The sequence below is a fragment of the Streptomyces sp. NPDC034099 genome (assembly GCF_055575415.1).
In genome coordinates, this window is the sequence record NZ_JBVISR010000002.1 from 563940 (window position 1) to 588835 (window position 24896).

The following is a 24896-nucleotide window of genomic DNA, read 5'->3' on the forward strand; positions in this document are numbered from 1 at the left end:
AGCTAGCCTGTGAACGGTGGTCTGGACAAGACCGCGATCGGGGCGAGTTGTTCGAGGGGACGAACGACGGCGGACGGTGGCCGTAAGGTCACCCGGGACGGCGTTCACACACGCGCGAGGCGGAGGACGAGGACATGACGGTGACACTGGCGGACGTGGCGGCCCGCGCCCAGGTCTCCCCCGCGACGGTGTCGCGCGTACTGAACGGCAACTACCCGGTGGCCGCCTCCACCCGGGAGCGGGTGCTCAAGGCCGTCGACGAGCTGGACTACGTGCTCAACGGCCCCGCGAGCGCGCTGGCGGCGGCCACGTCCGACCTGGTGGGCATCCTCGTCAACGACATCGCCGACCCCTTCTTCGGCATCATGGCCGGCGCCGTCCAGTCCGAGATCGGCGGGCCGGGCGGCAGAGCGGGCGGCGAGAGACTCGCGGTGGTCTGCAACACCGGCGGCACCCCGGAGCGCGAGCTGACCTACCTCACGCTGTTGCAGCGCCAGCGCGCGGCGGCGGTCGTGCTGACCGGCGGCGCGATGGAGGACGAGGCCCACCAGGCGGCCGTGGCGGCGAAGCTGCGCAAGCTCACGGAGGCCGGGACGCGGGTGGTGCTGTGCGGGCGGCCGCCCGCGCCGGACACCGGGGCGATCGCGCTCACCTTCGACAACCGCGGGGGCGGCCGGGAACTGACCGAGCACCTGATCGGGCTCGGGCACCGGCGGCTCGGCTACATCGCGGGCCCGGAGGAACGGACCACGACCCGGCACCGGCTGGAGGGCCACCGCACCGCGCTCGCCGCGCACGGCATCGAGGAGGACCCCCGCTGGACGGTCCACGGCCGCTACGACCGGCAGGCCGGGTACGAGGCCACGCTGGAGCTGCTGCGCAGGGACCCGACGCTGACCGCGGTCGTCGCCGCGAACGACACCGTCGCGCTGGGCGCGTGCGCGGCGCTGCGCGACTCGGGGCTGCGGATCCCGGACGACGTGTCGGTGGCCGGCTTCGACGACCTGCCGTTCAGCATCGACGCGGTGCCCGCGCTGACGACGGTGCGGTTGCCGCTGGCGGAGGCGGGGGCGCGGGCGGGGCGGGTCGCGATGGGGCGGGAGGAGGCACCGGCGGGCGGGATCGCTGTGGTGCGGGGGGAGTTGATGGTGCGGGGGTCCTCCGGAGGGCCGCGGGGTTGAAACGGACCGTTGGTTTCACGGGTGCCCGTGTTGGTGCGGGCGTTGCTGGGGGCTGCCGCCCCCAGACCCCCGCTTCGGCCTGAACGGCCTCGTCCTCAAACGCCGGACGGGCTAACGGTGCCCACCTGCGTAGACATGTGGGCCGGTGATCGCGGGTACGCTCCGTGGGCATGAAGCTGGCGTTCTCCACCCTCGGTGTTCCCGGACTGCCCCTGAGCGATGTGCTGGGGCTCGCTACCGCGCACGGTTACCACGGTGTCGAATTGCGCGCCCATCCGGAGGAACCGGTCCACCCGGGCCTGGGTCCGGACGAACGGGCCGCGGCGGCCGCCGAGTTCAAGGCGGCCGGTGTCGAGCCGCTGGGGCTCGCGGGGTACGCGCGGGTCGCCGCGCCCGGTGACGACGAGGCCGTGATCGGCGAGCTGCGGGGTCTGCTCGACCTGGCCCGCGACCTGGGCGCCCCGTACGTCCGGGTCTTCCCCGGCGGTGGCACCGAGCAGAGCGCGGACGAGGCCGACGCGGTGGCCGCGCGGCGACTGGGCACGGCCGCCGAGTACGCCACCGAGCTGGGCGTACGCATCCTCCTGGAGACCCACGACTCGCACCGTACGGGCGCCGACGCGATGCGCGTCCTCGGGCTGGTCGGGCACCGCCAGGTGGGCGCCCTGTGGGACGTGATGCACACCTGGCTGGGCGGGGAGCAGCCCTCCGACACCTACGCGGCGCTCTCCCCGCACCTGGGCTACGTCCAGGTCAAGGACATCGCCTCGGCCGAGGACACCACCCCGCTGCCGCTGGGCGCCGGGGTGCTGCCGCTCACCGAGGTGGTGGACGTGCTGTCCCGGCACAGCTGGGACGGCTGGCTGTGCTGGGAGTACGAGAAGCGGTGGTACGAGTCGGCGGCGCCGCTGCCCGAGCTGCTCACGCGGGGCCGCGAGCACCTGGCCCGGCTGCTCACGGACGCGGCGTGAGCGCGGGCGGCACCGACGCCGAGCGCACCCTCTCCTCCAGCCGCTCCCGGCAGCCCGGCCACTCCTCCGACGTGATCGAGTAGATCGCGGAGTCGCGCAGCCGTCCCTCCTCGCCCGGCGCCGAGGAGCGGGACCAGTTGCGCAGGACACCCTCGAAGCGGGCGCCCGTCTTCTCGATCGCGGCGCGGGAGCGCTCGTTGCGGGCGTCGGTCTTGAGGTCGACGCGGGACACGCCCCAGACCTCGAAGGCGTGGCGGAACAGCAGCAGCTTGGCCTCGGCGTTCACGCCCGTGCCCTGCGCGGAGCGGGCCAGCCAGGTGAAGCCGACCTCGACGGCGTCGAGCGCGTCGTCGGTGAGCCAGGAGCGGGGTTCCCAGTAGGAGGTGGTGCCGGCCGCGCGGCCGGTGGCGCGGGAGACCTGCGCGTAGGGCGCCAGCCGTCCGGTGGCCGCCCTGGCCAGCTGGGCGTCGATGTAGGCGCCGACCTCGTCGCTCTCCGGGACCCACGTGAACGCGTAGGTGCCGCGGTCCTCCTCCGCCGCCCTCGCCAGGTCGGCCGCGTGCTGATGGCCCAGCGGCTCCAGCCGTACCAGCGTGCCTTCGAGGACCGGGGCCTTCAGAGTGAATGTCACCGGACGGATTCTTCAGCCGGCGCGGGGAGCCGTCCAGCGAATTGCGGGGAGGTGCGCACGGTGATCCCCGGCATCCGCCTGCGGGCGGTGAGCGTGGTCAGCGCCACCCCGCCCACCAGCAGGGCCGCCGCGCACCAGCGCAGGGGTGTCACCGACTCGCCCAGGAAGAGCGCCGCCGAAGACATGCCGAAGACCGGGACCAGGAGGGAGAACGGCGCGACCGTCGAGGCGGGGTGACGGCGCAGCAGCCAGCCCCAGGCGCCGAAGCCGAAGACGGTCGAGACCCAGGCGACGAAGAGGATGGTGCCCGCCCCCTGCCAGTCCAGGGCGCGCAGGGCCGCGAGATCCTCGGTAGGGCCCTCGGTGAGCAGGGAGAGGGCCAGCAGGGGGAGCACGGGGACGGTGGAGACCCACACCATGAAGTTCAGCGCGTCCGGCGGGGACGCCTTGCGGGTCAGGACGTTGGACACGCCCCAGGCCGCCGCCGCGCCGACGACCATCAGGAACGCGCCCAGCGGTCCCGAGGCGCCCTCGTCGAGCGCCGCGACGCCGATGCCGGCCAGCGCGACCAGCATGCCGAGGGCCTGGACGCGGGAGGGGCGTTCGGCGAGTACGGCGGCGGCGATCACCGCGGTGAACACCGCCTGGATCTGCAGCACGAGGGACGACAGGCCGGCCGGCATGCCCGCGTCCATGCCCACGAAGACCAGGCCGAACTTGGCCACGCCCAGCACCAGTCCCACCGCCACGATCCACTTCCAGGCCACCTTCGGGCGGCCCACCAGGAACACGGCGGGCAGCGCGGCGGCCAGGAAGCGCAGGGCGGAGAAGAGGAGCGGCGGGAAGTGGTCGAGGCCGATCTCGATGACCGTGAAGTTCACGCCCCAGACGGCGGCGACGAGCACGGCGAGGAAGAGGTGGGAAGGTCGCATGTGTCGAGGATCGACCGGGAGGACCGTGTAGCACCAGCGATGTTTGCTGCATGGTTGGATGAAGCATCGCTAACCGTTTCGTCAACCGTCTCCGCTCGTTGTCTCGCTCTCGGGAGCCGTCATGCTCGACCTCCAGCGTCTGCGCGCCCTGCACGCCGTGTCCGTGCACGGGACCGTCGGAGCGGCCGCCGCCGCGCTCGGCTTCACGCCGTCCGCCGTGTCGCAGCAGATCACCAAGCTGGAGCGGGAGACCAGGACGGTGCTCCTGGAGCGGGAGGGGCGCGGGGTCCGGCTCACCGACGATGCCTGGCAACTGGTGGCCGCCGCAGGCGAGTTGCTGGCCATCGTGGAGCGGGCGGAGACCCGGCTGGAGGAGCGGCGCGGCGTGCCGTCGGGGCGGCTGACCATCGCCGCGTTCGCGTCCGCTGCGCGCGGGCTGCTGCCGTCCGTCCTGGCCGACCTGGCGGTACGCCACCCGGCGCTGGACGCGCGGCTCAGCGAGGTCGATCCGCACCTGTCCGTGGACCTGGTGGCCAAGGGGGCCGTCGATCTGGTGGTGGCGCACGACTGGGACATCGCCCCGCTGCCGGCGCCGGCCGGGGTCGAACAGGCGCCGATCGGGGAGGACCTGTGCGACCTGCTGGTGCCCGAGGACCACCGCTTCGCGGGGCGGGCGGCCGTGCGGCGGGACGAGCTGGGCGGGCAGCGGTGGATCTGCCAGCCGCCCGGGCGGGTCTGCCACGACTGGCTGCTGCGGACGCTGCGGGGTGCCGGGCACGAGCCGGACATCGTCCACCAGGCCGACGAGAACCCGACGCTCGTCGCGCTGGTCGCGGCCGGTCTCGGCGTCGCCCTCATCCCCCGGCTGGGGCGCGGCCCGCTGCCGGCCGGGGTGGTGGAGGTACCGCTCGACCCGATGCCGGTACGCCGCCTGTACGCGCTGTGGCGCACGGGCGCGGCCCGCCGCCCGGCGATCGCGGAAACGGTCCGCACTCTCCGGGCCCACTGGCCGGACGCCGCGGCCCACACCACCCGGACGAGCGCTTAGAAGGCGCTTGCCCTCCGCGGCTCCGTCCGGCGCACGGCTCACAGGGCCCGGCGTACGGCGCCGGCGGCGGCCCCGCCCGGCGTCCCGCGCCGCTTGTGGCGACTCGTGTGCGGTCCCTTGACTGGCAGAAACTTCCCGGATATTGGTGACTCCTTGGCAGTTTCCTTCACCAGCCCTCCGGAAGGAGCGCACGTGCACCACAGCAGCACGGCCGGCACGGGAAGCACCGCACAGCCCTCCAGACGCACCGTCCTCACCGCCACGGCGGTCGTCACCGCGGCCCTCGCGGCCGGGGGCGGCACGGCGTACGCCGACGCCCGCAGGCCCGACGACGACAAGCTCCGCGGCCTGATCTCCCGCATGACGCTGGAGGAGAAGGTCGGCCAGCTCTTCGTCATGCGGGTCTACGGCCACTCCGCCACCGATCCCGACCAGGCCGACATTGACGCCAACCTGAAGGAGATCGGCGTCCGCACCGCGGCCGAGCTGGTCGCCGAGTACCGGGTCGGCGGCATCATCTACTTCGCCTGGGCGCACAACACCCGCGACCCGCACCAGATCGCCGACCTGTCCAACGGCATCCAGAAGGCCTCCCTGGAGCAGCCGCGCGGCCTGCCGGTGCTCATCTCCACCGACCAGGAGCACGGGATAGTGGCTCGCGTGGGCGAACCCGCCACCCTCTTCCCTGGCGCGATGGCCGTCGGGGCGGGCGGGTCGCGCTCCGACGCCCGTACGCTCGGCCGGATCGCGGGCGCCGAGCTGCACGCCATGGGCATCCGCCAGGACTACGCCCCCGACGCCGACGTGAACGTCAACCCGGCCAACCCCGTGATCGGCGTACGGTCCTTCGGCGCCGACCCGGAGGCCGTGGCGGGGCTGGTGGCCGCCGAGGTGGCGGGCTTCCAGCGGTCCGGGGTCGCCGCGTGCGCCAAGCACTTCCCCGGGCACGGCGACACCGCCACCGACAGCCACACCGGCCTCCCGGTCATCACGCACAGCCGCGAGCAGTGGGAGGAGCTGGACGCGCCGCCGTTCCGCGCCGCGATCGAGGCGGGCATCGACGCGATCATGACCGCCCACCTGGTGGTCCCCGCGCTCGACGACTCCGGCGACCCCGCCACCCTCTCCCGCCCCATCCTCACCGGCATCCTGCGCGAGGAGCTGGGCTACGACGGCGTCGTGGTCACCGACTCCCTCGGCATGCAGGGCGTACGGACGAAGTACGGCGACGCGCGGGTGCCGGTGCTGGCGCTGAAGGCCGGGGTCGACCAGCTGCTCAACCCGCCCGACCTGCCGCTCGCCTGGAACGCCGTCCTGACGGCCGTACGGGAGGGCGAACTCACCGAGGCGCGGCTCGACGAATCGATCCTGCGCGTGCTGCGGCTGAAGGCCAAGCTGGGGCTGTTCCGGGACGCGTACACCAGCCGCCGGGACGTCGACCGGACCGTCGGCACCCGGGCGCACCTGGCCGCGGCCGACCGGATCGCCGAGCGGAGCACCACGCTGCTGGTCAACGAGGGGCGGCTGCTGCCGCTCTCGCGCCGGGAGCACCGCAGGCTGCTGGTCGTGGGCGCCGACCCCGCCTCGCCGTCCGGCACGACCGGGCCGCCCACCGGCGTCCTCGCGGGCGCGCTGACGGAGCTGGGCTTCACGGCCACCGCCCTGTCCACCGGCACCGCGCCGTCGGCCGCCGTGATCGACCGCGCCGTCGCGGCGGCCGGGGATGCCGACGCGGTGGTGGTCGCCACGTACAACGTGACCGCGGACAGCAGCCAGCGCACCCTGGTCACGCGGCTGCTGGAGACCGGGAAGCCGGTCGTCGCGGTCGCCGTCCGCAATCCGTACGACGTCGCCCAACTGCCCGGCGTGCCCGCCTTCCTGGCCGCCTACTCCTGGACCGACGTGGAGGTACGGGCGGCGGCCCGGGTGATCGCCGGGCGGGTGCGGCCGCGCGGGAAGCTGCCGGTTCCGGTGGTGCGGGCGGACGATCCGGACACGGTGCTCCTCCCGCTCGGGCACGGGCTGACCTACCGGTCGTAGCCCGGGTCGCGGTCCCGTCGCGGCCGGTCGTAGCGCGGCCCGCGACGCGCGCCGGGGGCGCTCCCGTCGACCCTGCCCGAAGCCTCCCGCGCGTCTGGCGTGCGCCCGCTCCGGCGGGCCACGCTGGACGGGGGAATCCGGGGGGACGGCGATGGGTGAGCGAGGGGCCGCGAGGGTGCACGCCCTGCTGTGCGCCGTGCTGTGTGCCGGGCTGCTGACGGGGTGCCAGGGCCCGTCGGGGCAGGGCGAGGTGGCGGGCTCCGCTGCGGCCGGGGTGCGGCCGTCCGGGTACGGGGCGGTGTTCCTGGCGGTCGGCGAGTGCAGTTCGTTCGGCACGGTCGCCCCCACCGAGGTGTCCTGCGACAGCGAGCGGGCGGCGGCCCGGGTGGTGGCCCGGGAGGACGGGCGCGCGAGCAGCGGTCCGCCGTGCCCCGCGACCACCGACTTCGTCCTGCACATCAGTGAGCGGCGGCCGTCCGCCGACGAGGACGGCGACGGGGCCGTGCCCCTGGGATACGCCTGCATGCGCGGGCTCCGGCCGCCGCACCCCGGTGATCCGGGCGGCGGGGGCGGCCCGCGCACGATCGTCGGCGACTGCGTCCGCGAGACCGGCGGCGGCAGGGTCCGCGAGACCGCGTGCGACGGCGGGACCGGGCGCGGACCGCGGTTCGAGGTGGTCGAGGCGGTCGCCGACCGTGCGGACTGCCCCGCCTCGACCGGTCTGTACGTCCGGCTCGGCGGTGCACGCCCGGTGGGCTGTGCCCGGCCGCTGTGAGCGGCCGGGCACAGCCCACCGTCGCGGACGGGGCGTCCTTACGGACGCAGCGCCGGCTCGCGCTCGACGTCCCGCTGGTCCAGCCCGGCGTCGAACGACGCCAGCGGCCTGGCCGCCGACGGGTTCTCCCGGACCTTGGCGGGGGCGACGTCCGCCCAGTCCAGGATGCGGGCCGTGGCCAGGGCCTTCTGGTCGGGCACCAGACCGGCCACGTTCGCACCGTGGTTCATGCCGGGCGCGGTCATGACGTAGGAGTCACGGGCGCCGTGGCCGAGGCGGAAGCGCTCGGCACCCCACGGGTCGTTCTCGCCGTACACGAACAGCATGTGCCGGGCGTTTTGCCTCACCCAGGTGTCGACGTCCCGCATCGCCCAGGGCTCGAACTTCATCGGGATCGAGCGGGGCACGAAGTTGCGCGGCGGCTGGTAGCCGTAGCGGATGTACTTCTTCTCGATGTGCGGGAAGTGGATCGTCGGCGCGCCCAGCTGGGTGCCCGCCTGGTAGTAGTACGGCGTGTACGTCTCCAGGCCCTGGTCCGTGTAGGCGGAGAAGCCGGAGATCGTGTCGACGGAGCCCCAGATCGCCTCGTCGGTGGCGTTCTTCGCGTCGGCCGGGATGTCCGCGCAGTCGGCGAGGGTGCTGTACTGCCAGAAGCCCCACACGTAGTCGAGGACGACGGCCTCGTAGGCGCGGTCGAGGCTGCCGATGGTGTCGAAGGTGTAGCCGTTCTCGGCCGCGTACGCCGCGTACTTCTTCTCCAGCGGCGCCCGGCGCACCAGCGCCTCGCGCTGCACGCCGTTGAGCTTGTCGCGGCACTCGTCGGTGCCGACGCGGGCGAAGAAGCGGTCGTAGGCCGAGTCCTCCTTGTTCACCACGTCGTTGGGGGCGACGTAGGCGACGACGCCGTCCATGTCACGCGGGTAGAAGCGCTCGTAGTAGGTGGCGGTCATGCCGCCCTTGGAGCCGCCGGTGGAGATCCAGTTCTCCGAGTAGACGGGCTTCAGGGCCTCGAAGATGCGGTGCTGGTCGCTGGCGGCCTGCCAGATGTCCAGCTTGGACCAGTCGGCCGGGGCGGGCCGGGACGGCGTGAAGTAGCGGTACTCCATGGAGACCTGGTTGCCGTCCACGATCTGGGTCGGCTCGCGCCGGCTCGGGCTCGTGGAGACGTTGTAGCCGCCGGTGTAGAAGACCGTCGGCCGGTTCACGTCCTTGTGCAGCACGGTGATCCGCTGCTGGAACGTGCCCTTGGACGGGTGCCGGTGGTCCACCGGCTGGGTGTAGTTGAGGACGAAGAAGCGGTAGCCGGTGTACGGCTTCTCCTCGATCAGGCTCATGCCCGGTATGGACAGCAGCCGGTCCTTGATGTCGACGGCCTTCGGCTCGGCGGCGGTGGCCGCCCCCGCCGTGCTGACGGTGCCTATGAGCACCACGAGCGCCAGCAGCCATCTGAGCGCCTTGCGCATGCACCCTCCCTGTGAAACCGATGTCCGCCGGAAGCTATCGGAGCAACTCCCGCGAGCACCAGGGTCAGCAGAGGATCCAGCCGGAGCTGACCGAGGACTTGGCCACCTTGCCGGTCACCCACACGCAGCGCTTCCCGGCGTGCACGGTCACCGGTCCGGCCCGGTGGGCGAAGCGGCCGGAGTCCACGACCGCCCGGCCGCCGCGGGCCCGCACGCCGACGGACATCTGCTGCTTCTTACCGGTCGTCTCGGGGACGGTGACGGCGCAGACGTAGCCGCCGCGTCTGTGGACGAGGACGGAGCCGGTGGCGAAGTGGAGGGTGCGCACCTTGCGGCCGGCGCACCCCGTGGCGGCCTGTGCCTCCTGCGGCATCGCGACGGCGAGCAGCGCGGTGGCGCTCAGCACGGCGGTGCCGAGCGCCAGCCGACGACGGGTTGCGGCACCGGCCCGGCCCACTGCGGTCCCCTTCCGTAGGACGATCACTGACGACGTACGGATGTACGGACGCAGGACATGTGTCGCACGGTTGCGCGAAAGGCGTCAGTGCAGCGCGCCGACCGGCTCCTCGGGTTCGGACGCGCCGACGAAGGTCCGCCACAGCCGCGCGTACCGCCCGTCGAGGGCCAGCAGTTCGTCGTGCGTGCCGTCCTCGGCGACCCGCCCGCCGTCCATGACGACGACCCGGTCCGCGCGGGCGGCGGTGGTCAGCCGGTGCGCCACGACGAGCGTCGTACGGCGTCCCGCGACGCGGTCGGTGGCCTGGTTGACCTGCGCCTCGGTGGCCAGGTCCAGGGCCGCCGTGGCCTCGTCGAGGAGCAGCACGTCCGGGTCGACCAGCTCGGCGCGGGCCAGCGCGATCAGCTGGCGCTGCCCGGCGGAGAGGTTGCGGCCCCGCTCGGCGACCTCGTGGAGGTAGCCGCCGGTGAGCGTGGCGATCATCTCGTGCGCGCCGACCGCCCGCGCCGCGGCCTCCACCTCGGCGTCGGTGGCGTCCGGACGGCCGTAGGCGATGGCGTCCCGGACGGTGCCGGGGAAGAGGTACGCCTCCTGCGGGACGACGCCCAGGCGGTGCCGGTAGGAGGTGAGGTCGAGGGCGCGCAGGTCCTGCCCGTCGACGGTGACCCGGCCGCCGGTCGGGTCGTAGAACCGGGCCACCAGCTTCACCAGGGTCGACTTGCCCGCGCCGGTCTCGCCGACGAAGGCGACGGTCTGGCCGGCCGGGATGCGCAGGTCGATGCCGGTGAGGGCCGCCTCCGCCGCGTCGTCGCCGCCGTAGGCGAAGTGCACGTCCTCGAAGGCGATCTCGCCGCGCAGCGAGGTGACCTCGGTGGGCTTCTCGGCGGCCCGGGTCGAGGTCGGCTCGCGCAGCAGTTCCTGGATGCGGCCCAGCGAGACGGACGCCTGCTGGTAGCCGTCGAAGACCTGGGAGAGCTGCTGGACCGGCGCGAAGAACAGGTCGATGTAGAGCAGGTAGGCCACCAGCGCGCCGGTGGTCAGCGTGGCGTCGTCGATCCGCCCGCCGCCCACGACCAGCACGGCGGCGGCGGCGGCCGAGGACAGCAGCTGCACGAACGGGAAGTAGACCGAGATCAGCCACTGTCCGCGGATGCGGGCCTGGCGGTAGCTGTCGCTGCGTTCGGCGAACCGCCGCCCGCCGTCCCGCTCGCGCCGGAAGGCCTGCACGATCCTGAGGCCCGCCACCGACTCCTGGAGGTCGGCGTTGACCGTGGACACCCGCTCACGGGCCAGTTCGTACGCCTTCACGCTGGCCCTGCGGAAGTAGTACGTGGCGATGACCAGCGGCGGCAGGGTCGCGAAGACGATCAGCGCGAGCTGCACGTCGATCACCAGCAGGGCGACCATGATGCCGAAGAAGGAGACGACCGAGACGAAGGCGGTGACGAGTCCGGTCTGCAGGAACGTCGACAGCGCGTCCACGTCCGTCGTCATCCGGGTCATGATCCGGCCGGTCAGCTCGCGCTCGTAGTAGTCGAGGCCGAGCCGCTGGAGCTGGGCGAAGATCTTCAGACGGAGCGAGTACAGGATCCGTTCGCCGGTCCGGCCCGTCATGCGGATCTCGCCGGTCTGCGCCCCCCACTGGGCGAGTACGGCGAGCAGTCCGAGCAGCGAGGACGCCCACACCGCGCCGAGGGCGACCTGGGTGACGCCGTCGTCGATGCCGTTGCGGATCAGCACCGGCAGCAGCAGGCCCATGCCCGCGTCCACGGCCACCAGGGCCAGGCTGACCAGCAGCGGCGTGCGGAAGCCGCGCAGCAGGCGCCGCAGGCCGTACGACGACTCGGGCCGCACCGCCGCCGTCTCGTCGATGTCCGGGGTGCCGTCCGCCGGGGGCAGCGCGTCGACCTGGGCGAGCAGCTCGGGGGTGGCCGGGGTGCCGGCCAGCGCGGTGTCCTTGGGCGCGCGGTCGCCGGTCCACAGCCGGGGCGTGACCCCGCGCTCGGCGTCGAACTCGGCGTCCAGCTCGTCCCGTACGGAGGTGTCCTCGGCCTTCTCGGCGGGGCGGGTGTGGCCGGGTGAGACGCCGCCCAGCTCGTCGGGGTCGGTGAGCAGCCGCCGGTAGAGGGCGGAGCGCTCCTGGAGTTCCTCGTGGGTGCCGAGGTCGGCGAGGCGGCCGTGGTCGAGGACGGCGATGCGGTCGGCGAGGCCCAGGGTGGAGCGGCGGTGCGCGATGAGGAGGGTGGTGCGGCCCCGCATGACCTGCTTGAGCGCCTCGTGGATCTCGTGCTCCACGCGGGCGTCCACGGCGGACGTGGCGTCGTCCAGGACCAGCAGCCGGGGGTCGGTGAGGATCGCCCGGGCGAGCGCGACGCGCTGGCGCTGGCCGCCGGAGAGGGTCAGCCCGTGCTCGCCGACGGTCGTGTCGTAGCCGTCGGGCAGCTCCGTGATGAACCCGTGCGCCTGCGCGGCCCGTGCGGCGGCCTCGATCTCCTCGTCGGTGGCGTCCGGGCGGCCGTAGGCGATGTTGGCGCGGACGGTGTCGGAGAAGAGGAAGGAGTCTTCGGGCACCAGGCCGACGGCGGCCCGCAGCGAGTCGAGGGTCAGCTCGCGCACGTCGTGGCCGCCGACGAGGACGGCGCCGCGCGTCACGTCGTAGAAGCGCGGCAGGAGCAGCGAGACGGTGGACTTGCCGGAGCCGGAGGAGCCGACGACGGCGAGGGTCTCACCGGCGCGGATCTCGAAGGAGAGCCCGTCCAGGACGGGCCGCGGCTCCCCGTCGCCCGTGTCGTAGCCGAAGGCGACGTCGTCGAACTCGACGGTGGCGGGCGCGTCGGCCGGCAGGGTCTTCGTGCCGTCCTCGATGGCCGGCTCGGTGTCGATCAGTTCCAGGACGCGCTCGGTGCCGGCGCGGGCCTGCTGGCCGACGGTGAGCACCATGGCGAGCATGCGGACCGGGCCGACCAGCTGGGCGAGGTAGGTGGAGAAGGCGACGAAGGTGCCGAGGGTGATGTGCCCGCGTACGGCCAGCCAGCCGCCGAGGGCGAGCATGGCGACCTGCCCGAGCGCGGGGACGGCCTGGAGGGCCGGGGTGTAGGTGGCGTTCAGCCTGATCGTGCGCAGCCGCCCGGCGAAGAGCCTGCGCCCGACCTCCCGGAGCTTGCCGGTCTCCTGCTCCTCCTGCCCGAAGCCCTTCACCACGCGGACGCCGCTCACCGAGCCGTCGACCACCCCGGCGACGGCGGCGGCCTGCGCCTGCGCGTACCAGGTGGCGGGGTGCAGCCGGGTGCGGCTGCGGCGGGCGATGAACCACAGGGCGGGGGCGACGGCCAGCGCGACCAGGGTGAGCGGCAGGGACAGCCACGCCATGATCACCAAGGAGATCAGGAAGAGCAGGACGTTCCCGATGGTCATCGGGAGCATGAACAGCAGGCCCTGGATCAGCTGGAGGTCGCTGGTGGCCCGTCCGATCACCTGTCCCGTGGACAGCTCGTCCTGCCGCCGGCCGTCGAGCCGGGTGATGGTCCCGTACATGTCGGTGCGCAGGTCGTGCTGGACGTCGAGGGCGAGCCGGCCGCCGTAGTAGCGGCGGATGTAGGTCAGGACGTAGACGACGAGGGCGGCACCGATCAGGAGACCCGCCCAGACGGCCATGTCCCTGGTCTTGTCGCCGATCACGTCGTCGATGATCACCTTGGTGATCAGGGGCACGAAGGCCATGACGGCCATGCCGCCCAGCGAGGCCCCGAGAGCCAGCACGACGTCCTTGGGATACCGCCAGGCGTACCCCGCCAGTCGTCGCACCCAGCCCCGTTGCGCGTCCACGCCGTGCCCTCCGGTCGTCGTCCTGCTCACCTGATCTACCGGAAGGCACCAACACGGGCGAGCGGGGATTTCATCCCCCCGCAACAATCGAGGGCTGTTTCAGGGGCTGTTTCAGGCGCGCACGCGGAGCCTGAGGAAGCGGGTGGTCTGTGCGGCGTTCTGGTTGTCGTCGCTCACGATCGAGACCTCCAGGCGGCCCCCGGAGCGGCCGGTCACGGCCATCCCCTCGAAGTTGTCGAGGAGAGGGTTGGGCTGGGGCTGCTTGGCGGTGGCGCCGAGGGAGGGGCAGTCGGCGAGGTCGGCGAGGAGCCGCTTGTGCAGCGCGGTGCCGCGGCCGGGCCGGTCGGCCAGCTGGAGGCGGACGGTGTTGCCGACGCCGGAGGTGAAGCCGCGCTCCAGGACGAGGAGGCGCCCGTCGGGGGTCGCGGTGACCTCGGAGACGCCGAGGCCGGGATCGGTCCGGTAGGTGTACCGGGCGCCCGGCCGGAAGTCGCCGTGCCGGGTCCGCTGCCAGGTCTGGAGGCGGACCAGGTCGGCGGGGTCGCCGTCGAGCGGGTACTCCATCGAGGCGAGCAGGGTCCGGCCGCCGGGGAGGAGGGTGAGCCCCTCGAAGCTGCCGTTGGCCCTGGCCCGTCCCTCGGGGGCCGTACGGAGGTCGTCCGGCACGGGCAGGCGGCCGAGCAGCTCGCCGGTGCGGGAGTAGCGGCGGACGGACGGCTCGGTCTCGGAGGTGACCAGGTACGTGGCGGTGGGGGTCCCCCCGCTCGAGCGAAGCCGGGAGTGGGGGAGGTCGGCGACCAGGCCCTCGGAGTCGAGCGCGGCGCCGTTCTCGTCGGTGAGCGTGACCACACCGCGCGGCTCCAGGGTGCGCGCGTCCAGCCGGAACAGCTCCGAGCGGTCGGAGAGGGCGGCCAGGGAGCCGCGCCCGCCGGGGGCGAGGGCCGAGAGGTTGCCGACGTAGGTGCCGTCGTGGGTCGTCTTGTCGAGGGCGTCGGTGAAGCCGGTGAGGGAGACGGCGGGCGAGCAGGCGTTCCCCGGGGGCCGCTCCTGCGCTGCGGTGGCCGGAGCGGCGGCGGTCAGGCAGCCGGCCGCGGTGAGGGTCGCGGTGAGGGCGGCGAGGGCGGTACGGAGGGTTCTCGGGCGCATACCGGTCAGCCTAGGGCGGGAGGATGGACGGAAGTTGACCGCTTTTCGAAAGCTGGGATGCGGGGGCGCCGGGATGGCAAGTAATCCTTCATGCCAGAGCAGAAGGAAAGCGGTCAGAGACTGGCCGGGCGGCTGTACGCGACGCTGCGGGTGCTCAAGTTCATCGCGGATCCCGGCGGCAGCCCCAAGCCGACCGTGCGGGACGAGTTCAAGGACAAGGACAGTCCGCGCAGGCGTATCCAGGCCCTGAAGCTCGACCTCTTCGAAGACCTCGTGACCGCCGTCCAGAAGGGCCGGCACGCGAAGGCGATGGCCGAGGTGTTCGGCGCGATGCCCGCCATGGTGCCCTTGAAGGAGGGCGATCTGGGACACAACCTCGGCGTGCGCGAACTGGCCGAGTTCAACGCGGGCTACCGCGCCCAGCTCGCGACGCTCAAGGGGGCCCTGCCCAAACTGCTCGGCTGACCCGCGTACCCCAGGGAAGGGGGACCTCCCAGTACCTGGATCACCAGGATCTCCCAGATGTCCGGAACTCCTGCCAGCCTCGTCGAGTCGAAAGCGCCGACAACACCCCGTGGACCCGACTCCATGGGCACGACTCCACGGACACGCGAGGTACGGAGACCAATGGCGGACAGCCAACGCACCACCCACAGGGGACTTTTCGATCTGAGTGGGAAGTACGCCCTTGTCACTGGCGGCACCAAGGGCATCGGGATGATGATCGCGCGCGGCCTTCTCCAGGCGGGCGCCCGCGTCGTCATCAGCTCACGCAGTGCGGACACGTGCGCGGAGGCACAGCAACTACTGTCCGCGTTCGGCGACGTCCGAGCCGTCCCCGCCGACCTGTCCACGCACGACGAGTGCCGGCGCCTCGCCGATCTCGTCATGGCCGACTCGGAACACCTGGACATCCTGGTCAACAACGCGGGAGCGATGTGGCGCGAGCCGCTGGCGACGTTCCCGGACGAGGCCTGGGACGCGGTGCTCGACCTCAACCTCAAGTCGCCGTTCTGGCTGGTACAGGCACTGCTCCCGGCACTGCGCAGGGCGGGCACCGCCGATGATCCCGCGCGGATCATCAACATCGGCAGTATCGCCGCCATCCACGTCGCCCAGTCGCCCAACTACTCGTACGCCACTAGCAAGGCGGCACTCCACCAGCTCACCAGAGTGCTTGCCAGGGAGCTGGGCCCACAGCACGTCGCCGTGAACGCGGTGGCACCGGGGGTGTTCCCGTCGCGGATGATGGCGGCCACGCTCGACGCCGTCGGCGACACGCTCGCGGCGGCGACCCCGCTGCGCCGCCTCGGCCGCGACGACGACATGGCGGGTGTCGCCGTGTTTCTCGCCGGCAGGGCCGGGTCCTACCTCAACGGCACCGTCATCCCGGTGGACGGCGGCATCGCGACGACCGCGTCGGGAACCCCGTGACTCCGGGACGGGCTTACGGTGAGGGGATGACCACGAGGGATCCGCGCACCGAGATCCGGGAGTTTCTCAGCTCGCGACGCGCCCGCATCACACCCGAGCAGGCGGGCCTGCCCGCTTACGGCGGCAACCGTCGCGTCAAGGGTCTGCGCCGCGAGGAGGTGGCGCTGCTGGCGGGGGTGTCGGTCGACTACTACGTGCGCATGGAGCGTGGCGGCCTCGCCGGTGCCTCCGACGGCGTGCTCGACGCGCTGGCCTCTGCCCTGCGGCTCGACGAGGCCGAGCGCGACCACCTGTTCCACCTCGCTCGCCGGACCCCGGCGCCCGGCGGCCCACGCCGGTCCGATTCTGCCGCGACGGTGCGCTCGACGCTGCGGCAGGTGCTCGACGCGATCTCCGACGCGCCGGCCTGGATCGGTAACGGCCGTTATGACGTGCTCGCCACGAACCAACTCGCTCGCGCGCTGTACTCCACGGTACTGGCCGATCCGCGACGGCCGGCGAACACGGCGCGGTTCGTCTACCTGAAACCCGAGGCGGCCAGGGACTTCTTCGTCGACTACGACGATATCGCCGGCGGCGTGGCCGCGAAGCTGCGCATGGAAGCCGGTCGCCATCCGCACGACGCGGAGCTGATCGCCCTGATCGGCGAACTGTCGACGCGCAGTGAGCTGTTCCGGCAGCGGTGGGCCGCTCAGGACGTGCGGCTGCACCGGCCCGGCCGCAAGCGGGTGCGTCATCCGGTCGTCGGCCGGTTCGACCTGGACGTCGAGACGCTGGAGCTGCCCGCCGAGCCCGGCCTGTACCTCAACGTCTACACCGCGCCCGCGGGCACACCGACCGCTGACAACCTGGCGCTCCTGGCATCGTGGGCGGCCACCCAGCGTCTCGGCCCGTGGGCGGCCGCCCCCGAGTGATCCCGGCGGGACTCACAGCTCATCCCCAGACCTGACGCAGCCCGTGCCCATCGCCCACGGACACCGTGGCGTCGTGACATCCGTACCGTCCTCCGCACCCGGCGCGCCCCGCTGGTCGCGGCCCGCCCTGCCGGTGATCCTCGCCCTGGCGGGGGGGCTGTACTGCTGGAACCTGTCCGGGTCGGGTCTGAACAGCTTCTACAGCGCCGCCGTGCTCAGCGGCACCGAGAGCTGGAAGGCGTGGTTCTTCGGCTCCGTGCCGGCTGTTCGGCTACGGCACCTGGCAGATGATGCTGCCGCTGATCGGCTCCGCACTCGCGACGATGATCCTGCACGCGTCCGTGCGGCGGGTGTGGGGCCACGGCGCGGCGGCGGTCGCCGCGCTGGTGCTGGCGCTGACCCCGATCACGGTCGCCATCTACCGGGACAACAACCCGGACACGCTGCTGGTGTTCCCGATGGTGGCCGGGGCGGCGCTCGGCCTGCGGGCCGTCCGCGACGGGCGGTTGCCGCCCCTGCTGGGCTCGGCGGTCTGCTTCTCGGAGAACGGCACCGGCACGGAGAACGGCACCGGTACGGGTGAACGGCCGGACGGCACCGGTGGCTTCGCGGGCGGCGGCTTTGGCACCGCCTCCGAGGTGACCCAGTGGGTCCAGGAGCACGGCACCGCCGTCGAGGCCGACGAGTACGGCGGCACCTCGGAGAGCACGTCGGCCGTCTACCGGCTGGACCCCGCGGACGTGAACTGACCCACGGCACACCCGCCCCGGTGGCCCCCGACCCTCACGGCCGGGGAGCCACCGTCACGCAATCGGCACCCTCCGTACACCCCGTCTCCAACATGTCCATGTCACGCTCGTCCTACAACTCCGTTCCACACGCGTAGATCGGACCCCCCACATGCTCGCGATACGCACCCGGCGCCGGAATGCGGCGGCCCTCGCCACGGCGGCCGTCCTGGCCGGACTCGCCGCGCCCTCCCTCACGGCGAGCCCGGCCACGGCGACCACGACGACCAACACGGACTACGACGCGACGTACTACAAGGACGCGATCGGCAAGACGGGCACGAGTCTCGAGTCGTCCCTCCACACGATCATCAGCGACCAGACGAAGCTGTCGTACTCGGCGGTCTGGGACGCCCTGAAGGCCACCGACGAGGACCCGGACAACACCGGCAACGTGATCCTGCTCTACTCGGGCGTCTCCCGCGGCAAGTCACTCAACGGCGGCGACACCGGCGACTGGAACCGCGAGCACGTGTGGGCCAAGTCCCACGGCGACTTCGGCACCGCCACCGGGCCCGGCACCGACCTGCACCACCTGCGCCCCTCGGACGTCCGGGTCAACAGCGTGCGGGGCAACAAGGACTTCGACAACGGAGGCAGCGCCGTCAGCGAGGGCGGCGGCAGCCTCACCGACTCCGACTCCTTCGAACCCCGCGACGCGGTCAAGGGCGACGTGGCCCGCATGATCTTCTACATGGCGGTCCGCTACGAGGGCGGCGACGGCTTCGCCGACCTGGAGGTCAACGGCCAGGTCGACAACGGCAGCGCCCCGTACATCGGCAAGCTCTCCGTGCTGAAGGAGTGGAACGACGAGGACCCGCCGGACGCCTTCGAGGAGCACCGCAACCAGGTCGTCTACGACGACTACCAGCACAACCGCAACCCGTTCATCGACCACCCGGAGTGGGTGGAGTCGATCTGGTAGACGGTCGGCCCACGAGATCGTCCGGCGCGGGCGGCATCGCCAGGACCTCGGTGTACCAGGTGCGGGCCGCGACGGTCTCGGGGTGGTCCTCGCCCAGGACCGCGGCCCGCCCCTCGGCCACCTCGCGCGCGCTCTCGGCGGCCTGTTCCCGCTTGCCCTGCGCGTACTGGGCGCGGCTGAGCTGGATGAGCACTCCGAGGACCAGGGGATGGTCGTCCCCGTACCCCGCCCGTTGTCCGGCCAGCACCCGGCGGAAGAGGTCCTCGGCCTCGGCGCCCCGGCCGGAGCGCAGGAGCCCTCGCGCCAGCGCGTCGCGCGCCCACACGGTCACCAGGTGCTCGGGGCCGAGAAGGCGTTCGCACTCCCCCGCCAGTTCCCCGGCCGCCGTCGTGTAACCGTCGAACTCATCCTGTGCGAGGCGGAGTTCCAGCATCTCGCAGCGGGCCTTGAGGGTGGCGACATGGTCCTCGCCGAGCGCCTGGCGGCGGCCGTCCACGACGGTGTCCAGCAGCGTACGCGCTTGCGCCAGGTCGCCCAGGCGGTGCAGCACCCGCTGCAGTTCGTAGGCGGCGTCCAGGGTGCGCGTGTCATGGGGGCCGAGCGTGCGCAGCGCGTCCTGGTGGGCCGGTCGCAGCAGGTCGGCGGCTTCGGCGTACCGGCCCAGCCGGAACAGGACGGTGCCCTGGCCCGACCGGGCCTCGATGGTGGCCGGGTGCTCGCCCCCCAGCCGCTCCGCCGCCGCCTTCGCGGCGGTGGAGGCCAGGGCCAGCGCGGCGGTCCAGTCCCCCGCCTCGTACACCAGCCGCGCGAGACGGACCGCGAGCCGTACGGATTCCGCCGTCACCAGGTCGTGGCGACGGGACCGGTGCAGCAGGCCGGTCGCGTGCGGTGCCAGGAGCCGCACCAGGGAACGGGCCCGCGACGTTGCGGCGCCTTCCTGCGGCAGCGCGGCCAGCAGCAGGCGGCCCGCCGCTGCCGCCAGGAGTCCACGCTCCGTGTCGGGCACGCCCGCGGCGACGCTGTCCAGCAGGACGCCGTGGGCCTTCACACAGCGGTGTCCGTCCGTCTCCACCATCTCGATCAGCGAGTGGTCGAGGAGTGCGCGCAGGGCCGGTTCGACCCGGGGCGCGGCCAGCGGCGGATCGAGGTGTTCGAGACCGGCCCCGCCCTGTGCCGCCGGCATGAGCAGGGACAGCGGCACGGGGTCCGCCGCCCAGAAGGACAGCAGCCGCAGCAGGGCCGTCGCCTCCGGCAGGCCGCCGTCCGCCAGGCTGTCCAGCGACAGCTGCCAGGTACGGCCCACCAGGTGGCGGGACTGCCCGCCGCCGGTCGCCGATGCCCCCCGGTCGACCAGGGCCGTGGACTCCTCGGTCAGTTTCCGGTCGTACTCGTCCATGGACCACGACTCCAGCAGCTGGTGGGCCAGATGCGCCCCGGCCAGGGTCAGCGCCAGCGGCAGGCAGCCCAGGCGCCGGGCGACCTTCCGCGCGGACTCCCGTGTGCCCGCGTCCGGGGCCAGGTCACGCAGGACCAGCGTCGCGTCCTCCAGCGGCAGCAACCCGAGCCGGTGGCTGCTCGTCGCCGGGGCGCGCCACAGCGGAGAGCTCGCGTGGCGGGTGGTGACCAGCACCGTGCCCGAGGGACTCGGACGCAGCCAGGAGCCCTCCTCCAGGATGGCGGGGTCGTCGGCGTTGTCGAGGACCAGCAGCCAGGGTTGTGCCGAGTGGTCCAGGTAGTGCCAGACCAGGTCGGCCGCGGCGCGCCGGCCGCCGGACGCGGCGGCCAGTTCGCCGGCGGCGGCACCGCGGTCCCCGGCGACGGCGAGCATGCCGGCGCGCAGGGAGACGTGTTCGGAGGCGTTGACCCACAGGCCGACGCGACCGTGGTCCCGTACGGCCTCGGTGAACAGGGCCTGGGCGACGGCCGTCTTGCCGCAGCCGCCCATTCCGTGCAGGACCTGGATGTCGCCGCCGGGCCCGGTCACGGCGGCCCGCAGGCGCTCCATGAGGTCGGTGCGGTCCCGCAGGACACCGGGCGCGCGACCGACCAGGGGCATGCGGACGGAGTCGGGAGCGGCCTCGCGGGGTTCGGCCGGGCCCGTCCACGGGTGTCCGAACAGCGGGGCCGAGCCCGGGGCCCAGTGGTGGACGTGTTCCTCGATGTACTGGTCGCCGCCGGTCTGGTAGATCCGGGCGCTGCCCGACGCGCGGCCCTCCATCGGCGTGGGGACGCTCATCGTTCGGTGATGTGCTGGTCGCGCCCGGCCTGGTAGATCCGGGCGCTGCCCGACGCGCGGGCCCGCAGGTGGACGGAGGGCGCAGCCGGTTCCTCCGGCATCGACGGTGCCAACTCGTCGAGGAGGGCGCGCAGTTCGTCGGCGACTTCGGGGCGGGCGAGCAGCAGGCGCCGTACGCGTCCCTGCCATTCGGCGGTCAGCCCGGCCTCGGCTTCGTCATCGCCGGCCTGACGCGCGAGGAGCAGCTCCTCGCGGCCCGCGTCCAGCTCCTCGCCGACGCTCTCGGCCCTGGCGGGCTGGAAACGGCGCCACAGGGCGACCATGCCGTCCCTCGCCGATTCCCAGGCGTTCGTGACCATCAGCGTGACGACGGTCGTGCCCGCCGTCCCCGCGAGTGCGGCGATCTCCGGATCCATGGTCCCCCCTACGGCCGGCTCCCGATCCTAGGGCCCCGAGACGCCGGCGGCACGGGGTTTCACGCCGCGTGCGTCGGCGCGAACATCCGCAGGACGGCGGGGAGTACGACGACCGACGGGCCCGGAGTCGCCAGGGCCTTCGCGAGGTCCCGTGCCAGGGTCTCGGGGCTGGTACGCACGCCGGGAACCCCGAACGACTCGGCCAGGGCGACGAAGTCGGGTCCGGGCAGGTCCGTCGCCGTGGGCTGTCCGAAGGCGTCGGTCATGTACGCGCGCAGGATGCCGTAGCCGCCGTCGTCGACGACGAGCCAGGTGACGTTCAGGTCGTACTGGCGGGCGGTGGCCAGCTCGGCGATCGAGTACAGGGCGCCGCCGTCGCCGGAGACGGCCAGCACCGGGTGGGTGGGGTCGGCGGCGGCGGCGCCCAGGGCGGCCGGGAAGGCGTAGCCGAGACCGCCGGAGCCCTGGGCGGAGTGCATGGTGCCCGGGGCCTTCGCGTCGAAGGCGGACCACGCCCAGTAGGCCAGGACGGTCATGTCCCAGAAGGAGGGGGCGCGGGGCGGGAGGGCCTCGCGCACGGCGGCCAGGACGTCCTGTTCCAGGGTGAGTTCCTGGGCGGCGACGCGGGCGCGGACCCGGTCCAGTACCGCGCGGACCCGCTCGGGGGCGGCCGGGTCGGTGCGCTCCCCCGCCGTCTCCAGCAGGGCCTGGAGGGCGAGGCGGGCGTCGGCGTGGATGCCGAGGGCCGGGTGGTTGGACTCCAGTTTGCCGAGGTCGGCCTCGATCTGGATCACCCGGCCGCGGGGGGTGAACGTGTGGTAGTTCGAGGAGAGTTCGCCGAGGCCCGAGCCGATCACGAGGAGGACGTCGGCGTCCTCCAGGAAGTCCGTCGTGTGGCGGTCCTCCAGCCAGGACTGGAGGGAGAGGGGATGCGTCCAGGGGAACGCGCCCTTGCCGCCGAAGGTGGTGACGACGGGGGCCTGGAGCCGCTCCGCCAGCTGCCGCAGCTTCTTGGCGGCGTCCGCGCGGACCACACCCCCGCCCGCGATGATCGCCGGGCGCTCGGCGCGGGTGAGCAGGTCGGCGGCCACGGCCGTCAGCTCGGGGCGCGGCGGCAGCTCCTCGGGGAAGGTGTCGCCGCCCGTCACCACGGGGATCGGGGTCCGGGCCAGCAGGACGTCCTGCGGGATCTCCACCCACACCGGGCCGTGCGGGACGGTCAGCGCCGAGACCCACGCCTCCGCGATGGCGGACGGGATCTGGGACTGGGTGCGGGCGGTGTGCACGGACTTGACCACGCCCCGGAAGGAGGCGGCCTGGTCGGGGAGTTCGTGCAGGTAGCCGTGGCGGCCGCCGCCGAGGCCCGCCGTGGGGACCTGGCTGCTGATCGCGAGGACGGGCGCGGAGGCCGCCCGCGCCTCCTGGAGCGCGGCCAGGGAGGTGAGCGCGCCGGGGCCGGTCGACAGCAGCAGCGGGGCCGCCTCGCCGGTGATCCGGCCGTAGGCGTCCGCCGCGAACCCGGCGTTGTTCTCCACCCGCAGGCCGATGTAGCGCAGGTCGGAGCGGCGCAGGGCGTCGAACACGCCGAGCGCGTGCTGGCCGGGCACGCCGAAGACGGTGGTCGCGCCGAGGGCGGCCAGGGTCTCCACGACCAGGTCTCCGCCGATGCGTCCGGGGGGAGGATTCAGCGCGGCCTCCGTCTGGGCGGCGGTCGGACGGAGTTCCAGGTCGTGGTCGTGGGTCACTTCGAACGGGCCTCGGCGATCTGGCGGGACATGAGGGTGGTCAGTTCGTAGGCGGTGTGGGAGGCGGCCACCGACGTGATCTCCGCGTGGTCGTAGGCCGGGGCAACCTCGACGACGTCGGCGGAGACCAGGTTGCAGGAGGCCAGGCCGCGCAGGATCTCCAGCAGTTCGCGGGAGGTCATGCCGCCGGCCTCGGGGGTGCCGGTGCCGGGGGCGTGGGCGGGGTCGAGGCAGTCGATGTCGATGGAGATGTACAGCGGGCGGTCCCCGATGCGCTGCCTCAGCTGGTCGGCGACCTCGTCGGCGCCGCGGCGGTAGACGTCCGCCGACGTCACGATGCCGAAGCCCATCTTCTCGTCGTCGGTGAGGTCCTTCTTGCCGTACAGGGGGCCGCGGGTGCCGACGTGGGAGAGCGCGGAGGTGTCGAGGACGCCCTCCTCCACCGCGCGCCGGAAGGGGGTGCCGTGCGTGTACTCGGCGCCGAAGTAGGTGTCCCAGGTGTCCAGGTGGGCGTCGAAGTGCAGCAGGGCGACGGGGCCGTGCTTCTTGGCGACCGAGCGGAGCAGCGGGAGGGCGATGGTGTGGTCGCCGCCCAGGGTCATCAGGCGGGCACCGGTGCCGAGGAGGTCGTCGGCGGCGGCCTCGATCGTCTCGACCGCCTCGTGGATGTTGAACGGGTTCACGGCGATGTCGCCGCCGTCCGCGACCTGGGCGAGGGCGAAGGGGGAGGCGTCCTGCGCCGGGTTGTAGGGGCGCAGCAGGCGGGAGGCCTCGCGGATGGCGTTGCCGCCGAAGCGGGCGCCGGGCCGGTAGGAGACGCCCGAGTCGAACGGCACGCCCACGACGGCGACGTCGGCGGCGCCGACCTCGTCCAGGCGCGGGAGCCGGGCGAAGGTCGCGGGCCCGGCGTACCGGGGGATCCGGGAGGAGTCGACGGGACCGCGGGGCGTCTCGTTGCTGCTCATGTACTGCCTTCCTTCTTACGCTTCGTCGCGTATGTACTGCTGCCGTCCGACTGTACTGGTGAGCGGGGCAGCCGGTCGTCGCAGACTAGATGGCCCAATTGCCGCCGCGACATGTACATTCCGTCCATACGCGCGCCGGGGACTGGTGGAATCGGCTATCCCGCCGGGACCGGCTGCTGTCCGGACCGGGGCTGCCTCACAATGGAGCCATGCCGATACCCGGGACACCCAGCCGCGCCGAACTCGCCGAGCACCTCGTCAGGACGCGAATCGCGGGCGACGTCGCCACGCCCCGCGAGAACAACCTCTCCCACTACCGGAAACTGGCGAACGGCGACCGGGGCTACTGGCTCGGTCTGGAGCTGGGCGACCGCTGGAACGACGAGCAGGACGTGCTCGCGGTGATGGCGGAGCGGGTCGGCGTCAACGACGACCCCGAGCACCGCTACGGCCAGGACACCATCGACCCCGAGCTGACGATCTCCGCGCTGGAGCGGATGGCGGGGCGGCTGCGCAAGGCGGCCGACGGCGGGCAGCGGGTGCTGTTCGCCACCGGTCACCCCGGCGGGCTGCTCGACGTGCACCGGGCGACGGCCGCCGCGCTGCGGGCCGCGGGCTGCGAGATCGTGGTGATCCCCGAGGGGCTGACCACGGAGGAGGGGTACGTCCAGCAGTTCGCGGACGTCTCGGTCCTCGAGCACGGGGCCTCGCTGTGGCACACCCACTCGGGGGAGCCGATGAAGGCGATCCTGACCGGTCTGGAGCGCGAGGGCCGTCCGCTGCCGGACCTGGTGGTCGCCGACCACGGCTGGGCCGGGTACGCCGCCCAGCACGGCGTGGACTCGGTGGGCTACGCGGACTGCAACGACCCGGCCCTCTTCCTCGCCGAGTCCGAGGGCACCCTCCAGGTGGCGGTGCCGCTGGACGACCACGTGGTCAGCCCGCGCTACTACGACCCGATGACGGCGTACCTGCTGACGGAGGCCGGGCTGAAGTAGCCCGCG

Annotated in this window: 20 protein-coding genes and 1 pseudogene; 11 read left to right on the plus strand and 10 right to left on the minus strand. The window is 73.1% G+C overall.

Annotation, left to right across the window (positions count from 1 at the left end):
- Window positions 1–134 precede the first annotated feature (134 nt).
- Window positions 135–1181, plus strand: a complete 1047-nt coding sequence (locus ACZ56V_RS07530) for a LacI family DNA-binding transcriptional regulator (RefSeq protein ID WP_398910731.1) — start codon at window positions 135–137, stop codon at window positions 1179–1181.
- A gap of 170 nt (window positions 1182–1351) precedes the next feature.
- Entirely contained in the window at window positions 1352–2152 is an 801-nt protein-coding gene (locus ACZ56V_RS07535; protein ID WP_467378215.1) for a sugar phosphate isomerase/epimerase family protein, read from the plus strand.
- Here ACZ56V_RS07535 and ACZ56V_RS07540 read toward each other — a convergent pair.
- Both ACZ56V_RS07540 and ACZ56V_RS07545 read right to left on the minus strand, forming a co-directional pair.
- A complete protein-coding gene (locus ACZ56V_RS07540; protein ID WP_398910728.1) occupies window positions 2136–2783 on the minus strand; it encodes a GNAT family N-acetyltransferase in 648 nt (215 codons plus the stop codon). The two genes, ACZ56V_RS07535 and ACZ56V_RS07540, sit on opposite strands and share 17 nt — an antisense overlap.
- Window positions 2780–3715: an EamA family transporter gene (locus ACZ56V_RS07545; RefSeq protein ID WP_398910726.1), complete on the minus strand. Its 936-nt coding sequence runs from the start codon at window positions 3713–3715 to the stop codon at window positions 2780–2782. The genes ACZ56V_RS07540 and ACZ56V_RS07545 overlap by 4 nt, the downstream gene beginning before the upstream one ends.
- 121 nt (window positions 3716–3836) lie before the next feature.
- Here ACZ56V_RS07545 and ACZ56V_RS07550 point away from each other — a divergent pair, with 121 nt between their 5' ends.
- The 3 genes from ACZ56V_RS07550 (at window position 3837) to ACZ56V_RS07560 (ending at window position 7578) form a co-directional block, all read left to right on the plus strand.
- Window positions 3837–4763 (plus strand): LysR family transcriptional regulator, encoded by a 927-nt coding sequence (locus tag ACZ56V_RS07550; protein ID WP_468940086.1) that lies wholly within the window; start codon window positions 3837–3839, stop codon window positions 4761–4763.
- A 192-nt stretch (window positions 4764–4955) separates the two neighbouring features.
- Window positions 4956–6803 carry a glycoside hydrolase family 3 protein gene (locus ACZ56V_RS07555; protein WP_468940089.1) on the plus strand — a complete coding sequence of 616 codons (1848 nt, stop codon included), beginning with the start codon at window positions 4956–4958 and terminating at the stop codon, window positions 6801–6803.
- 151 nt (window positions 6804–6954) lie between these two features.
- Window positions 6955–7578, plus strand: coding sequence for a hypothetical protein (locus tag ACZ56V_RS07560; protein ID WP_468940092.1), 624 nt, complete (start codon window positions 6955–6957; stop codon window positions 7576–7578).
- Between the two features lie 38 nt (window positions 7579–7616).
- Here the strand turns inward: ACZ56V_RS07560 and ACZ56V_RS07565 are convergent, their stop codons facing one another.
- From ACZ56V_RS07565 to ACZ56V_RS07580, 4 genes are all read right to left on the minus strand, one after another.
- Window positions 7617–9041 carry a S28 family serine protease gene (locus ACZ56V_RS07565; protein ID WP_467378224.1) on the minus strand — a complete coding sequence of 475 codons (1425 nt, stop codon included), beginning with the start codon at window positions 9039–9041 and terminating at the stop codon, window positions 7617–7619.
- 64 nt (window positions 9042–9105) lie between these two features.
- Window positions 9106–9498, minus strand: a complete 393-nt coding sequence (locus tag ACZ56V_RS07570; RefSeq protein WP_398910718.1) for a hypothetical protein — start codon at window positions 9496–9498, stop codon at window positions 9106–9108.
- Between the two features lie 84 nt (window positions 9499–9582).
- The gene (locus tag ACZ56V_RS07575) at window positions 9583–13323 is read right to left on the minus strand and encodes an ABC transporter ATP-binding protein (RefSeq protein WP_468940474.1); all 3741 of its coding nucleotides are present in this window, start codon (window positions 13321–13323) and stop codon (window positions 9583–9585) included.
- A 111-nt stretch (window positions 13324–13434) separates the two neighbouring features.
- A complete protein-coding gene (locus ACZ56V_RS07580) occupies window positions 13435–14469 on the minus strand; it encodes an esterase-like activity of phytase family protein (RefSeq protein ID WP_468940096.1) in 1035 nt (344 codons plus the stop codon).
- A 90-nt stretch (window positions 14470–14559) separates the two neighbouring features.
- Between ACZ56V_RS07580 and ACZ56V_RS07585 the strand changes: the two genes are divergently transcribed.
- The 5 genes and pseudogenes from ACZ56V_RS07585 to ACZ56V_RS07605 all read left to right on the plus strand — a co-directional run bounded on the left by ACZ56V_RS07585 (window position 14560) and on the right by ACZ56V_RS07605 (window position 18530).
- The gene (locus ACZ56V_RS07585; protein WP_398910715.1) at window positions 14560–14934 is read left to right on the plus strand and encodes a hypothetical protein; all 375 of its coding nucleotides are present in this window, start codon (window positions 14560–14562) and stop codon (window positions 14932–14934) included.
- Window positions 14935–15096: 162 nt separating this feature from the next.
- Window positions 15097–15903, plus strand: coding sequence for an SDR family oxidoreductase (locus tag ACZ56V_RS07590; protein ID WP_468940100.1), 807 nt, complete (start codon window positions 15097–15099; stop codon window positions 15901–15903).
- Window positions 15904–15929: 26 nt separating this feature from the next.
- On the plus strand, window positions 15930–16817 hold the full coding sequence (locus ACZ56V_RS07595; protein WP_468940103.1) for a helix-turn-helix transcriptional regulator: 888 nt from the start codon (window positions 15930–15932) through the stop codon (window positions 16815–16817).
- A gap of 43 nt (window positions 16818–16860) precedes the next feature.
- Window positions 16861–17356: pseudogene (locus ACZ56V_RS07600) on the plus strand (glycosyltransferase family 39 protein); the annotation flags it as partial.
- Between the two features lie 361 nt (window positions 17357–17717).
- Entirely contained in the window at window positions 17718–18530 is an 813-nt protein-coding gene (locus ACZ56V_RS07605; RefSeq protein ID WP_398910709.1) for an endonuclease I family protein, read from the plus strand.
- Here the strand turns inward: ACZ56V_RS07605 and ACZ56V_RS07610 are convergent.
- From ACZ56V_RS07610 to speB, 4 genes are read right to left on the minus strand one after another with little or no spacing between them, the layout of a single operon-like run.
- A complete protein-coding gene (locus ACZ56V_RS07610) occupies window positions 18493–20766 on the minus strand; it encodes a tetratricopeptide repeat protein (RefSeq protein ID WP_468940106.1) in 2274 nt (757 codons plus the stop codon). The two genes, ACZ56V_RS07605 and ACZ56V_RS07610, sit on opposite strands and share 38 nt — an antisense overlap.
- On the minus strand, window positions 20763–21182 hold the full coding sequence (locus ACZ56V_RS07615; RefSeq protein WP_398910706.1) for a hypothetical protein: 420 nt from the start codon (window positions 21180–21182) through the stop codon (window positions 20763–20765). Before ACZ56V_RS07615 ends, ACZ56V_RS07610 begins: the two co-directional genes overlap by 4 nt.
- Before the next feature lie 59 nt (window positions 21183–21241).
- Window positions 21242–22927 (minus strand): thiamine pyrophosphate-binding protein, encoded by a 1686-nt coding sequence (locus tag ACZ56V_RS07620; RefSeq protein WP_398910704.1) that lies wholly within the window; start codon window positions 22925–22927, stop codon window positions 21242–21244.
- Window positions 22924–23892: an agmatinase gene (gene speB, locus ACZ56V_RS07625; RefSeq protein ID WP_398910702.1), complete on the minus strand. Its 969-nt coding sequence runs from the start codon at window positions 23890–23892 to the stop codon at window positions 22924–22926. The genes ACZ56V_RS07620 and speB overlap by 4 nt, the downstream gene beginning before the upstream one ends.
- Before the next feature lie 209 nt (window positions 23893–24101).
- Here speB and ACZ56V_RS07630 point away from each other — a divergent pair, with 209 nt between their 5' ends.
- Window positions 24102–24890 carry a phosphatase gene (locus tag ACZ56V_RS07630; protein WP_398910700.1) on the plus strand — a complete coding sequence of 263 codons (789 nt, stop codon included), beginning with the start codon at window positions 24102–24104 and terminating at the stop codon, window positions 24888–24890.
- Window positions 24891–24896 lie beyond the last annotated feature (6 nt).